This is a genomic window from Haloarcula terrestris (genome assembly GCF_031624315.1).
Lineage (GTDB): Archaea > Halobacteriota > Halobacteria > Halobacteriales > Haloarculaceae > Haloarcula > Haloarcula terrestris.
On record NZ_JAMQOM010000004.1, the window covers coordinates 380,444 to 393,635 of the forward strand.

Sequence of the window (13,192 nt, forward strand, 5' to 3'; positions counted from 1 at the left end):
CGGCTCTCCGTCCGTTTGCAGTCCCAAACCGCCTTCTCAGAGTATTTCCCACCCGTCGTCGGTCTGCTCGATCACGTCGTCGTCGTCGAGCCGCTTGAGTGCTTCCTCGACGATCTCCGGCGGGGCTTCGATTTCCCGGGCCAGTGCCGGGACGGTGTCGATGCCGTTTGCGAGGCCGCTGACCAGTTCCGCGTACAGTCTCCCGTCGCCGTTCTCGAAGCCGGAGTCGATGCGGTCCCGCACGTCGGTTATGCGGGCCTGGACCCACCGCTGGGCCAGCGACAGTTCGTTCTCTAGCTGCTGGAGATGCTCCAGTTCCCGCGCCAGGTCGTGAAAGTCCCCGTCGGACGCGGCCCCCACGTCTATCGAGAGGTGGCGACAGGAGGGCATCTCGAACTCGGGGTTGGCCGGATAGGCGCTCTTGGTGCCGAACTCGTAGGGAGAGACACGGACCTCTAGGCGAAGGTTCCGGGCGATAGAGAAGTACTTCCGGCGCTGGTCGTCGGTCCGGGACTCGATGAGCCCGGCGTCTTCGAGCTTCTGGAGGTGGTCGATGACCGCTTTCGGACTGACGCCGATGTATTCGCTGATTTCGGTGACGTAGCAGGGTTTGTGTGCGAGTAGTTTGAGAATCCGCCGGCGGTTGGCGTTCCCAAGGAGATTGAGTAACTCGGCGGAGTCCATCGATACGTGAGTAGCGGGTCACGGTTCAAAAGCATGACTCTCGTCGGGCGGTTTGGTGGTGCGCTGTGTTAGCAAGTGGGCTACCGTCCGTTCTGTGGCCCGTTGTTCCCGCTCCCCTGACTGTTTCCGCTATCGCTACCTTGGCCGCTGTTCCCGTTCCCCTGGTTGGTTCCGCTATCACTGTCTTGGCCGCTGTTCCCGCTCCCTTGGCTGCTTCCGCTATCACTGTCTTGGCCGCTGTTCTCATTTCCTCTGGCGTCTCCGCTATCGCTCCCGTTGTCGTCATTTACCTGGGAGTCTCCGCTATCGCTTCCGTCGTTGTCATTTCCCTGTGTGTCTCCGCTATCGTTCCCGTTGTTGTCATTTCCCTGGGTGTCTCCGCCAGCGCTCCCGTCGGAACCATCGTCAGAGTCGTCGGTATCGGCGGAGTCAGAATCGGCGCTATCTCCGGGCTGATCGTCACTATCGCCGCTCACACCGCCGTCTCCGTTGTTGTCACCGGTTTCAACCCCAGAATCGCTGTCGGCACCCTGTTCCGAACCCTCGTCACGTCCATTTCCGTTGCTCCCGGCAGCGGTGTCGGTTTCGTTTTCGCTGTCAGCACCCACGTCATCTGGCGGCCCCCGGTCGCTGTTGTTTCCCTGTTGTCCGGGCGCGCCGTCAGATGGCCCCTGCTCGCTCTCGTTCGCACCCTGTGTAGACGCATTGTCGGGCGGTCCCCGTCCGCTTCGGTTGGCTCCTGCGTCGCCGGGCGGCCCCCGCTCGCTTTCGTTAACTCCGACGTTCTCGGGTGGTCCCTGTTCACTCCGGTTGACGCCGGCATCCGCCGGCGGTCCCTGCCCATTCCCGGCTGGTCCGACATTCCCGGGCGGCCCGGCGATACTGCGGGCGATCGACGCGACCTGCTGGCCGGAGAACTCGCTGGCGTTCTGTTTCAGCCGCTCCAGTGCAGTGTCGTTCACGCCGGCCTGTTCGGCAGCCGAATCGGTGTCGTTAATCGCGGTCTGCAGGCCCGAAATTTCCGCGGTGAGCCGGCTTCGCTGTGCCACGTAGGCCTGTTCCGACGAGATAGTTCCGTTCTCGTACTTTTGTTCGAGCGTTGCGTTGCGTTCCTGCAGCCGTTCGAGTTGCCGCTCCAGCGAACCAGCCCGTTTCGTCACTAACTGGGTTCGTTCGGTCTCGTTCGATTGGTTGTATGCCGACTTCCACATCCCGTTTTTGACCGTGTCGTTGGCGGCAGCCGAGTTCGACTGGAGGAACGCGGTGAGTTGCGCTCCCATCCCGCTGGCAGAGTCGTTCTGCGTGGCCACCGTCTCCGTTGTGGTCTCCTGCGCTGTCACGGCCGGGAGGCCGACAACGACAGTCCCGACGAGGACCAGCAACGCGAGGAGCGTGGCCTGGCGTTGGCTCATTCGTATCACTACCTCTGCCCTCCCACATCAAAAAGAAACGCCTTCGTTCGTGTCGTTCACGGACTCCTGAAACAAATACAGACCGTCCAATAGCGTTTAAGCTGTCTTTTGAGCCGGCTTCTCCGTTGGGAGCAGGTACCAGGCGATTCCCACCGACAGCACCGAGAGCGCGACGGTAGCAACCGGCAATACGAGGCCGGGGTCGTATCGCAGCGGCGGATGGTAGCCAAAGCCGTAGTCGAGCACGTCGTTGCCAAGCGCCAACACCAGTGCCGTCACGAGCGCCCCCTTCGTCGTCCGGGCGTAGTGAGGGACTAACAGCCCCTCAGCGACGAAGCCGAGGTGGGTGACAATGATGCCGAAATACGCCCACGGGGCCGGGAAGTAGGCGTCGAAGCCGATGTTTAACGCGACAACAGTCCACAGCCCCATCTTGACCAGCCAGACCAGCGCGATGGTGTGGAGGTACGCGAGCGGCACCGTCAGCGGTACCTCGTCGAGTGACTGCCCAAGAAACGGCAACAGGGTCGCCACCGACAGCGTCATCAGGAACAGCGCCGCCGGCGAGTCGGCGTATAGCGGCCAGAGGAACGTCGACACCTCGGGCATCGTCTCGACGTAGTACCGGATGCCGACGAGCATTGCGACGGCGTTGACGACCAGCAGCCACACCAGGCTCGGCGTCTGCTCAAGGTAGTACCGCGCGTAGCGACGTGGCAACGGCCCCCGCTGCTCGCTCATGAATCGACTCGGGACCGCTCGCGGCAAAGCCCTGTCGGACGGGAGCCGTTGCCGCTGAATCCACCACCGAATCCGCGCTGTTTGCACGACGGCAAAAGGCTGCCGGCGAACACTTATGTATGTCAATGACACACATTCGGATGCACCGATGTTCGAACAGTTTTCGCGCGGATACTACCTCGGCCGCCTCTACGTCGAACCGAGAGACGACGCGGCGGCCGCGATGTGTCGCGAGCAGCACAAACGAGTGAACGAACAGTTGTACGCCTCCGGCGAGGGGGTCGAGCGCACAGACTATCCCCTCGTAATGAAACTCGGCTCGCGGCACTTCGCAGTCCACGGTGACGAACAGGTCCCGGCGGATACACTCGTCGTCCCAGAAACGATGCTTGCAGACGCCAACGTGCGGAACCCGCCCAGCCTCGAAGAGGTGTTCCTGGCCAAGGCGGACCACGCCGCACAACTGCTCTCTATCTCCGAGGGGACGCCGACACTCCCGGACACCGCTGTCTGAGGGCGTAGAAGCTCCGCTCTGGTGAGCGTCCCCGCTTCCGCCGAGGGGCAGAAACCGATGCACTCCTCCGAGGCCCGTATAAGTAGGTTATACGCTTAAGCTACAGAGCAATGCGGTCTGGGGGCGTTCTATTTACCTGTATGCCACAGCGGAACCATGCAGGCGATCAGGACAGAGCGACCGAATCGAACGTTTATCTCCCCGCCGGGGTCACCCCGTCGTCCGGGGCCGGCTGGTTCGAGCGCTTCTGGGCCGTGCTGTTCAATCATCGCGTCTGAACCACCGACATCGATGGGCGAGGATGTGTTCAACGGTGGGGTGATTTCCGAGAGGCTTCCCGGACTAACCGGCTCGTATCCACGTAATAACCGGACAGTAGCCCCATGTGTAGAAATTACGACCAACCGACTCAATTAAGCTACCGCAGGACCACTGTTATAACCCCAGTAGCAAGAACCACGATACAGATTTTCACCAGGCATTTCAACCAAATGCCTACTTGTGCGTCTTAGCACACTAACCCACTACCTTACAGAACTATGACGGATATCAAGGCGGTCGTCCGAACTGAGCACCCCGACATTGTGCTCACGGAGACCGTTACCCACGACCGAAGTTCGAAAGTCAGGTCGGTGTCTGAGGCGGGAACAGACCCGACATCGGGAAAGTTCTTCTATCACATCGAATCAGCTGATTTTCAACAGTTCGAAGACGGCTTACGGAAGGATGGTACCATCGGGGAATTCGAACGAGTTATCGAAACCCGAGACGATGAGGCCATCTACAGCTTCGAGTATACGGACGAAGCGAAGATCCTCTCACCCGTAATTTCCTCCGCGAACGGTGTCATCCTCGACATGGAGAACGACGGGAGCGCCTGGATTCTAACAGTGTGGATGCCAGATCGGACGGATCTGGTGCATCTCTGGGACTACGCACAACAGAACGAGATTGATATCGATTTACTGCGTGTGAACGAATACGACAGTTTAGGAGATACGGACGCTGGGTTGACCGACAGCCAACGAGAAGCGCTCCTCGTCGCCTTCGAAACTGGATATTTCGAAGAGCCACGGAACGCGACCCTCAGCGAGGTGGCCGCTGATTTGGATATCTCTCAGCCGGCAGCCAGTGGTCTCCTTCGACGTGGCATCAAGCGACTCATCATATCGTCGCTGCGGGATGACAGCGAACCTCCGGATTGACCGACGGATTCTCAATGTAGTGGCAGTCCGGGAAGTCACTTTTAAGCCCGTCGCCGTCTGCCTTCAAACCGATGCTTGACCGGTTGCTGGGACGCGCGTCGCTGAAAGAGCGGGTGGCCGAACTCGAAGAGGAGACCCACCACCTCGAACGACAGCTCGACGCCGAGAAGGAACGCCGGGCCGACGCAGCGACCGAACGCCAGCGGGCCGAGGCCGAGGTCAATCGGCTGGAGGACCGCGTCGCCGAACTCCAGGACCGCGTCGAACGCTTGCAGAGCGCGGAGGGCGAATCGACGTTCCGGGCCGAGGAGACGCTCAGCCGCGCCCGGCTGAGCGAGGTTCTCGACCGTTTGGAGTCCTTCGAAACGGAGCCGGAGGGCGTGTTCACGGCCTACGTCGACGCGGAGCGCTCCCTGCCCGGCCCGGTCCGGGACGCCTTCGGTGACCGCGCGTCGCTGGTCGCCAGCGCCGCGCCGTGTCTCGCAGTCACCGACGACGCCGGCGTCCTGTCGGCGTGTCTGTCCGTCCCCGCGCCGCCGTCGCCGTTCACCGAGTGGGACGACAGCGTTCGGCTGGAGCGGTCGTGGTTCGAACCGACCGGCGAGCACGTCGTCGCGCTGGTCCGCTCGGACCTGTTCGCGCTGGGCGAGTACGACGGCCGCGAGCGGACTGCCTTCCACGGATTCGACTCGGAACTCAAGAGCCAGCACTCGAAGGGCGGCTTCTCGCAGGGCCGGTTCGAGCGGCTCCGGGACCAGCAGATCGACTCCCACCTCGACCGCTGCCGGGCCGCTATCGAGGAAGTGTCCCCCGATCGACTGTACGTCGTCGGCGAGGGGTCGGTCATCCACGAGTTCGAGGACCTCGCGACGGCGACGAAGCCGGTCGACGCGACCGGTGAGCCGGACGAGGCGCTCGACGACGCTGTCCGGTCGCTGTGGACCGTTCGGCTGCGCGTTCCGTAATCCGGGCCCTGTTCCTCGCAGTACCGTCAGTGCTGGTTGGGTAGGTTTTTCGCGGGGCGGCGACTCAGTTCTGGTATGGCTATTGCGATTCTCACCCACGACGCCTTCCCCGACCGAGCCAAGACGGCCGTCGGGCTGTTGCGGTACGGCGACCGCGAGGTCCGGGCACTCATTGACCGCGAACGGGCCGGCCAGCGCGTCCACGACACGCTCCCGGACGTGCAGGATGCCCCCATCGTCGCGTCGATGGCCGACGCACCCGATGTCGACGCGCTCGTCATCGGCATCTCGCCCATCGGCGGGGAGCTGGATGAGTCCTGGCGCGAGGACGTTCGCACGGCGCTCGAACGCGGCTGTGACGTGTACTCGGGACTGCACGATTTCCTGGCCGACGACGAGGAATTCGTCCACCTCGCCGAGAAACACGACGCCGAACTGCACGACCTGCGCAAGCCACCCGACGACCTCACTGTGGCAGCGGGGACTGCCGGTGACGTGGACGCGACGGTCATCACCACCGTCGGCACCGACTGCTCGACGGGGAAGATGACCGCGTCGTTCGAGATCCGCGACGCGGCGCGGGAGCGCGGCCTCGACGCCGCCGTCATCCCGACCGGCCAGACGGGAATCGCCATCACCGGCTGGGGCATTGTCATCGACCGCGTCATCGCCGACTACGCCGCCGGCGCGGTGGAGCGCCTGGTCGAAGAAGCACAGGCAGCGGACCTCCTCGTCGTCGAAGGCCAGGGCGCGCTCGCCCATCCGGCCTACTCCGGCGTGACGACGAGCATCCTCCACGGGTCAGCCCCCGACGCGCTCGTCATGTGCCACGAGGCCGGCCGGGAGGCGATCCACGGCTACGAGTCCTTCGACATTCCCCCGCTCTCCGAGTACGTCGACATCTACGAACGCCTCGCCGCACCCGTCGCGGATGCGTCCGTTGTCGCGGGCATGCTGAACACGCGCCATCTCGACGACGACACGGCCGCCGAGGCCGTCACGGAGTACAGCGACGCCCTCGGCGCGCCGGCGACTGACCCCGTCCGCCACGGCGTCCCCGACGAGGTACTGGACGCCATCGTATGAACTGGACCGTCGACCGCTACGAGCTGCCGCTGTCGAACCCGTTCGGCATCTCACGGGAGACCAGCGAGACCAGCGAGGCTGTTGTGGTCGAACTCTCCCGCGAGGGAACCACTGGAATCGGGGCCGTCACGCCGTCGGCGTACTACGGCGAGAGCGCAGCATCGGTGGCCGAAACGCTGCCGTCGCTCTGTGAGGTCGTCGACCGCATCGGCGATCCGCACGCCCAGCAGCGTATCGAGCGGGAACTCGGCGAGCGAGCGCCCGACCAGCCCGCCGCCCGGATGGCACTCTCTATTGCCGTCCACGACCTCGCTGCTCGGAGCCTCGACCTGCCGCTGTACCGCCAGTGGGGGCTGGACCCCGACGCCGTCCCACCGACGACGTACACGGTCGGTATCGACTCGCCCGAGCGGATGGCCGAGAAAGCCGGGACGGCGGCCGACAACGGCTTTGACCACCTGAAGGTCAAACTCGGGACCGACGACGACCGGGTGCGACTGGATGCGGTCCGGGACGCGGCCCCCGACGCCGAGTTGCGTGTCGACGCCAACGCCGCCTGGACCGCCGAGGAAGCTATCGACAAGACCGCCTGGCTCGCCGACGCCGGCATCACGATGCTCGAACAGCCGGTGGCAGCCGATGACATCGGCGGCCTCCGCCGCGTGACTGACGCAACCGAAATACCCGTCGCGGCCGACGAGTCCTGCGTCACCGCCTCGGACGTGCCGCGGGTCGCCGACGCCTGCGACATCGTCAACGCCAAACTGGTCAAATGCGGCGGCATCCGCCCCGCAATGGGGCTCCTGCACGCCGCCGACGCCCACGGCCTCGATTCGATGCTCGGGTGTATGGTCGAGTCCAACGCCAGCATCGCTGCGGCGGTCCACCTCGCGCCGCTCGTCGACTACGTCGACCTCGACGGGGCGCTCTTGCTTGAGTCAGACCCCTACACCGGCGTACCGCTCGACGGCGACGTGTTCGACCTCACCGGGGTGTCGGCCGGCACCGGCGCTCGGCGAGTCCCAGATTGGTAGTCCAGATCGGTTCTGTGATTTTCCGAGTCATAAAACCGGATTCCTATGCATTAAACATCGGATTTGATAATTGGGGACTAATAACTATGTAAACGGCCACTATTCATCTCATATGACTCGCACAGTTCTTTGTGTTGATACCGAAGACCGGATCGACGAGGTCTCGACCGCGATTGACGGCGACGATTCGCTGACCGCACGGACGGCAACATCCGTCCAGGCAGCGACAGAGTGTCTCGAAGACGAACCGGTCGTCTGCGTGGTTACGGCGTACGACCTCCCGGACGGGACCGGCCTCGAAGTCGTCGGGGCGATCCGCGACACCGCGCCCCAGACGCCCTGTGTCCTTTTCACCGACGTTCCGCCCGCGGACATCGACACGGCGTCGTTCGAGGAGAGCATCGTCGAGTACCTCAACCGCGACCTCCCCGACGCACACGACCGGCTCGGCTTCGTCGCCAACGACGTGATCGACTACAGCGCCCAGGCCAGTTTCATCCGCCCGGACGACGAGGACGAGCGACTGGAGACGCTCGCACAGTACGACGTTGACGACCTTCCCATCGAGGAGAGCTTCGAGCGCCTGACGGATCTCATCGCCAGTCACTTCGACGCCGCGGTGTCGTTCATCGGGCTCATCGAGGAAGACGAGGAGAACTTCCTGGCCTGTCACGGCGGCGATCTGGACACGCTGACCCGCGAGAACACCATCTGCACCCACAGCATGCTTCAGGAGGACGTGATGGTTGTCGAGGACATCCTGCAGGACGCTCGCTTCGCCGAGAACGAGCAACTCCAGAACCTCGGCATCCGCTCCTACGCCGGCGCGAACATGACCGCGAGCAACGGGCAGGTCATCGGGCAGGTGTGTCTGCTCGACCACGTCCCGCGGAGCTACGACGCCGTGGAGCAGGCCGAACTCGAAGACTTCGCCGACACGGCGATGGAGATCCTGGAACTCAGACAGACCGTTCGTGACGCGACCGCTCAGGAGGTCGCACAATGAAGTCCGTCCCCTCGGACGGGTTCGACGTACCCGACGGTATCGGGCCGCTGGAGAGCGGCACGAGCGTCCTGTTGACGGGCGACGACGCGGACGCGCTGGAATCGGTGTTCGCCCGCGTCGTGGCCCCCGCCGACGGCGAGCGGAGCGTCGTCATCGCCACCGAGAGCCGCGGCCGCGCGGTCAAACGGTCTCTGAACAGCGCGAAACGGGGTGCCGGGGACCGGTCGTCTGTACTCACCGCCGCGGGAAGCCCGAGCGGCGACGACATCAAAACGGTCGACGATCTCTCCGACCTCACGGGCATGGGGATGGAGTTCTCGTCTCTCGCCGCCGACTCACAGCAGGAGACGGACCGGCTTCGGACCGGTATCTTCCTCTGTTCGACGATCGCCGGCGAACTCGACGACACCCGGTCGCTGTACCGCTTTCTCAACTCTACCTTCCTGACCGAAATCAGGCGGAGCGACGGGATCGGTGTCTGTGCAATCGACACGAGCGCCGATATCGGCACAAACATGAACAGCACGGTAACCGGCCTGAAAACGTCGTTCAAATCGCACGTCGATGTCGAGACGACCGGCCGCACCGAAGCGACGCTCACCATCTCCGACGACGACGGCGAGCGGACGGTCGACGTGTCGATATAGCGACCGCTGTCCAACTATTCGCGTGTCCAAAGAATTGTCGCAACTGAACGAGCGTTTCTGCTCGCTTACGCGGACTCGACGGCGTCCAGCAGCTCTCCGTAGTCCGGCTCGTTGGTCGGGTCGTCGGCAACCCAGCTGTGGGCGACTTCGCCGTCGTCGTCGACGACGAACACTGACCGGTTAGCGACGCCCAGTAGCCCGAGGTCTTCGATACCGATTCGGACGCCGTAAGCGTCGATGGCGTCGCGGCCCATGTCGCTGATCAGGTCGAACTCCAGACCGTGTTCCTCGCGGAACGCGTTCTGGGAGAACGCCGAGTCAGCACTGACGCCGAAGAGCGTCGCGCCGGCGTCGTGGAAGTCCCCGAGGTGCTCCTGCAGCGCCACCATCTCGTTGGAACAGGGTGGTGTGAACGCGCCCGGGAAGAAGGCGAGCACGACCGGCCCGTCGCCAAGGTGGTCGCTCAGTTCGAAATCCTCTACCTCACCGTTTGCGATTGTCGCCGAGATGTCCGGCGCTGTGTCTCCAGTGGATACCATCAGCCGATGCTAGCGGCGTCATCCGAATAAAGGCCCACCATCCGGCAGCGATAGCAGGGGTACCGTGTCCGGTTCGCGGCTCGTCGTCCGCTCACCGATTACACCCACTCGTCGAAGGAGTGGTGGTCGCGGCTGGCCTCGACGTAGTCCAGTTGCATCGACCGGATGGCCGTCGAGAGGTCGTCGCCGTCGTCGAGATAGTCGCGGACCCGCGTGATCTTCCAGTCGCTCGGGGTCATGCCGGCGTCGTATCTGGCTTCGATTGGTTCCAGGTACTCGTCGATGCGGGCCTCCGGAACGCCTTGCTCTGCGAGGCCCAGACGGGCGTACTGGAAGATCTCGCCGTAGATCTCGTCATGGTCGGCCGTCCGCTCGCCGTCGGCTGTTACCCACGAGAGGTCCGCATCGGAGCCGTCCTGTGCGGCGCTGTAGAAGCTCCGCTTGGCCTCCTGCCAGGGCAGTTCTGCGGCGGGGTGGTCCGCGACGACGAGGCCGCGGATGAGACCGACCGTCAGCGCCTGCAGCCCGATCATGTCCTTGACGTGGGGCTGGGTCGGCAGCGGGCGGTACTCGATCCGGAGCGACTTCTCAGTGCTTGCCCCGTCGACGGGCGCACCGCCGACGACACACCGGAGCCAGCGCCAGTAGGTCCCGCGCTTGTGGTCGAACTCCCAGAACTCGTCTTCGAACGCCGTCCGCTCGTCGTCGTGCAGGAACTCCCGGAGGAACGGCGCGAACAGGTCGTCATCGACGACGCGGCCGACCACGTCCGTCGTGCTGTCGAGGTCCCGCGGGACCCGCACCTTCGGGTTCTCGCTGGTGTTGACCGACTGCTCGAAAGCGGCGATGCGGAGTTCGTGGTGGGTACTGTCACAGAGCCACTCGCCGTCGGTGTCGCCGTACATGTCGGCGGGGAGGAACGGCGAGTTCACCGAGAGCGCGAGCAGCGGCCCGAGCGTCCGTATCGCGGCGTTGTAGTACTCGGGGAACGCCCCGGTGTCCGGAACCTGAAGGTGGGGCTGGATCGACGTAGCCAGCGACTCGAACAGAATCGTCGGGAACGACCCGCTGTACCCCGGCACGTCGAAGTCGATGCTGCCGCCGGCGTGGTCCAGTGCCTCGTTGTCCAGCGCCACGTATCTGGGGGCCTGCCGCATGTTGTCCGCGAGGACGACCCCGTCGCGGGTCTCGTGGGCCGAGAGGTAGTCTTCGCTGCCTTCTTCGGGCGGGATTGTCCACATCGCGTCGAGGACGAGTTCGCAGTTGTGCTTGCTCGCCTGCTGACGGGCCTGCTTCGTCTGCATCTCTACCGCCGTCGTCTGGACCTCCATCCCGGTCTGGTCGAAGCTGTTCGGTTCGGTGTTGACTTCAGCGTTGTGCAGGCCCAGTTCCTTGTTGGCCTCGCCCTCGAACACCACGTCAGGCAGGCGGGTCAGCCGCCCCGCCCAGTCCTCGGGGTCCATGTAGGGCTCGTCGTCGGCTTCGTCCTCGACCGACGACTCGACGGCCGGCTCGGCCTCCTCTTCGGGTGTCTCCGGTTCGTCCTCTGCCAGCGGACTGTCCGGATCGATGTCGAGCGACGGCCCTTCGCCGGGACCGAAAGAGTCGTCGCCGTCGCCATTGCTGTCGGCTCCGCTCGAATCACCCGATTCGTCCCCTGCCGGTTCCAGCGAGTCGTTCGGTTCCAGCGAGTCGTTCGGTTCCAGCGACGCTCCGCCCCCGTCGCTGGGTTCGAGCGACGCCCCACCACCGCCCTCTGACTCGGCCGGCGCTTCGAGCGACCCGCTCCAGGCCGCGTCGTCCGACCCGCTCAGGTCGTCGTCGAGGTCCTCTTCGGCGACCTCCTCGCTGTTTTCGTCCTCGTCGGGCTCGGGCGGGTTCGGCTCAGCGTTGATCGCGTACAGTTCGATCTCCAGGCCGACGGAGAACGCCTCGTTGTCGAACTCCCCGGCCTCAATGGCTTTGCGGAGCTGCATCGCCTGTTCGTCGACCCGTTCGGTGAACGTCGCGGCAGTCTCGTCGGCGAGCGACCGGGTCACCAGGTCGACGATATCGTCCATGCTCGGTACTGTGTGGGCTCTTCCACTATAAGTGACCCGTCGTGTGTTTCCACCACTGATACTGGGCGTTATTCGAACAGGTCCTCGTGGCGGGCCGCGAGGTTGGCGTAATCGCCGGAGCTGAACGCCTCGAACACCTCGGTGGGGTCGATGGTCGTCTCCGACAGCGGCGTCACTGTGGAGGGATTCCCTCGGACGAACGACTCCGCGGGCACCTCATAGCCCGGCGGGACGACGGTCCCCATCGCGACGATAGAGCCCTCGCCGATGGTGGCGTCGCTGACCGTCGAGTTGAACCCCACGAGCGCGCCGTCGTTGACTACTGCATCGTTGAGGACGGCCCCGTGACCGACCATCACCTTCTTGCCGACGGTCGAGGCGTGGACGATGGCCCCGTCGCCGATGGCCGATTCGCGGCCCACTTCGACGGGTGCCACGTCGCCACGCAGCACGACGCCGGGCCAGACGTTCGCGTTCGGGCCGACGGTGACATCGCCCACCAGCGTCGCCTCGCGGCTGACATGGGCGTATCCGTGGATGTCCGGTGTGGCTCCTTCGAACTCGTACTCTCGGCTGTCCATACTGTCAACAGCGTGTCGGCAGGCCGAAAAGATACCGGTCAGATCAGGGGGACCCGCTCTCGCGGCCACCCGTCTCACGCTCTGTTCGCTCTCCCGGACTTTCGCTACTCGATATGGACCACGAGAACGGGGACGGGCGCGCTCTGGACGACGCGCTCGGTGACGCTCCCCAGGTTGGCGACCCGGTCTCGACCGGTCCGGCCGTGGGTCCCCATCACGATGAGGTCGATATCCTCCCGTTCGGCGTAGTCAGTGATCGTCTTGTGGGGAATGCCTTCTTCCATCTTCGTGACGACCTCAACGCCGGCCTCCTCGCCGCCGACGGCGATGTCATCGAGTGCGACCTCACCTTCTTCCTCCAGCGACTGGCGCACTTCGTCCTGATTGTCCTTATCCGCCGCGAGGTACAGCCGCTTGTCCACGACGTACAGGCCATGCAGGGTCGCGTCGTTGTCACGCGCAATGGAGGTCGCATGTGCGAGCGTCTCCGTCGTTCCCGAACTGCCGTCGGTCGCTACGAGCACCGAGTCGTACATCTGTGGCTTCCCATGCGAACTGTGCCCACATAGTACTCCCTATCACGATGAACTGCTCCGCAGTTATCGCACCGGGCGTGAGAAACGTTTGATTCACTTTCCGCCGTTCAGTGTATAATCATTCTAACCATTAATTGTCAACAGGAATGTTTTTCCCGGTTGCTACCCATTAACATCTATAC

The 13,192-nt window shown here is 64.0% G+C and carries 15 protein-coding genes; 8 read left to right on the forward strand and 7 right to left on the reverse strand.

Annotated elements, in window-relative coordinates; genetic code table 11:
- Window positions 1–36 precede the first annotated feature (36 nt).
- The 3 genes from NDI54_RS12145 to NDI54_RS12155 all read right to left on the reverse strand — a co-directional run bounded on the left by NDI54_RS12145 (window position 37) and on the right by NDI54_RS12155 (window position 2,837).
- On the reverse strand, window positions 37–684 hold the full coding sequence (locus NDI54_RS12145) for an ArsR/SmtB family transcription factor (RefSeq protein ID WP_310896705.1): 648 nt from the start codon (window positions 682–684) through the stop codon (window positions 37–39).
- 80 nt (window positions 685–764) lie between these two features.
- Window positions 765–2,096, reverse strand: coding sequence for a hypothetical protein (locus NDI54_RS12150; protein ID WP_310896706.1), 1,332 nt, complete (start codon window positions 2,094–2,096; stop codon window positions 765–767).
- 96 nt (window positions 2,097–2,192) lie between these two features.
- On the reverse strand, window positions 2,193–2,837 hold the full coding sequence (locus NDI54_RS12155; protein WP_310896707.1) for a DUF1405 domain-containing protein: 645 nt from the start codon (window positions 2,835–2,837) through the stop codon (window positions 2,193–2,195).
- A gap of 148 nt (window positions 2,838–2,985) precedes the next feature.
- On the opposite strand from NDI54_RS12155, the gene NDI54_RS12160 reads away from it, so the two are divergent.
- From NDI54_RS12160 to NDI54_RS12195, 8 genes are all read left to right on the forward strand, one after another.
- On the forward strand, window positions 2,986–3,351 hold the full coding sequence (locus NDI54_RS12160; RefSeq protein ID WP_310896708.1) for a DUF5802 family protein: 366 nt from the start codon (window positions 2,986–2,988) through the stop codon (window positions 3,349–3,351).
- 140 nt (window positions 3,352–3,491) lie between these two features.
- Window positions 3,492–3,629 (forward strand): hypothetical protein, encoded by a 138-nt coding sequence (locus tag NDI54_RS12165; RefSeq protein WP_310896709.1) that lies wholly within the window; start codon window positions 3,492–3,494, stop codon window positions 3,627–3,629.
- 261 nt (window positions 3,630–3,890) lie between these two features.
- Window positions 3,891–4,556, forward strand: coding sequence for a helix-turn-helix domain-containing protein (locus tag NDI54_RS12170; RefSeq protein WP_310896710.1), 666 nt, complete (start codon window positions 3,891–3,893; stop codon window positions 4,554–4,556).
- Between the two features lie 71 nt (window positions 4,557–4,627).
- Window positions 4,628–5,521, forward strand: a complete 894-nt coding sequence (locus tag NDI54_RS12175; protein WP_310896711.1) for a Vms1/Ankzf1 family peptidyl-tRNA hydrolase — start codon at window positions 4,628–4,630, stop codon at window positions 5,519–5,521.
- A 75-nt stretch (window positions 5,522–5,596) separates the two neighbouring features.
- Window positions 5,597–6,607: a DUF1611 domain-containing protein gene (locus NDI54_RS12180; RefSeq protein ID WP_310896712.1), complete on the forward strand. Its 1,011-nt coding sequence runs from the start codon at window positions 5,597–5,599 to the stop codon at window positions 6,605–6,607.
- Complete coding sequence (locus NDI54_RS12185) at window positions 6,604–7,641, forward strand: dipeptide epimerase (RefSeq protein WP_310896713.1); 1,038 nt, start codon at window positions 6,604–6,606, stop codon at window positions 7,639–7,641. The genes NDI54_RS12180 and NDI54_RS12185 overlap by 4 nt, the downstream gene beginning before the upstream one ends.
- 112 nt (window positions 7,642–7,753) lie before the next feature.
- Window positions 7,754–8,647 carry a GAF domain-containing protein gene (locus NDI54_RS12190; protein ID WP_310896714.1) on the forward strand — a complete coding sequence of 298 codons (894 nt, stop codon included), beginning with the start codon at window positions 7,754–7,756 and terminating at the stop codon, window positions 8,645–8,647.
- Complete coding sequence (locus tag NDI54_RS12195) at window positions 8,644–9,294, forward strand: DUF7504 family protein (protein WP_310896715.1); 651 nt, start codon at window positions 8,644–8,646, stop codon at window positions 9,292–9,294. Before NDI54_RS12190 ends, NDI54_RS12195 begins: the two co-directional genes overlap by 4 nt.
- A gap of 65 nt (window positions 9,295–9,359) precedes the next feature.
- Here NDI54_RS12195 and NDI54_RS12200 read toward each other — a convergent pair whose 3' ends face one another.
- The 4 genes from NDI54_RS12200 to NDI54_RS12215 all read right to left on the reverse strand — a co-directional run bounded on the left by NDI54_RS12200 (window position 9,360) and on the right by NDI54_RS12215 (window position 13,010).
- Complete coding sequence (locus NDI54_RS12200) at window positions 9,360–9,833, reverse strand: redoxin domain-containing protein (protein ID WP_310896716.1); 474 nt, start codon at window positions 9,831–9,833, stop codon at window positions 9,360–9,362.
- A gap of 98 nt (window positions 9,834–9,931) precedes the next feature.
- Window positions 9,932–11,893, reverse strand: coding sequence for an ICP22 family protein (locus tag NDI54_RS12205; RefSeq protein ID WP_310896717.1), 1,962 nt, complete (start codon window positions 11,891–11,893; stop codon window positions 9,932–9,934).
- Between the two features lie 68 nt (window positions 11,894–11,961).
- Window positions 11,962–12,474, reverse strand: a complete 513-nt coding sequence (locus NDI54_RS12210; RefSeq protein WP_310896718.1) for a gamma carbonic anhydrase family protein — start codon at window positions 12,472–12,474, stop codon at window positions 11,962–11,964.
- A gap of 104 nt (window positions 12,475–12,578) precedes the next feature.
- The gene (locus NDI54_RS12215; protein ID WP_310896719.1) at window positions 12,579–13,010 is read right to left on the reverse strand and encodes a universal stress protein; all 432 of its coding nucleotides are present in this window, start codon (window positions 13,008–13,010) and stop codon (window positions 12,579–12,581) included.
- Window positions 13,011–13,192 lie beyond the last annotated feature (182 nt).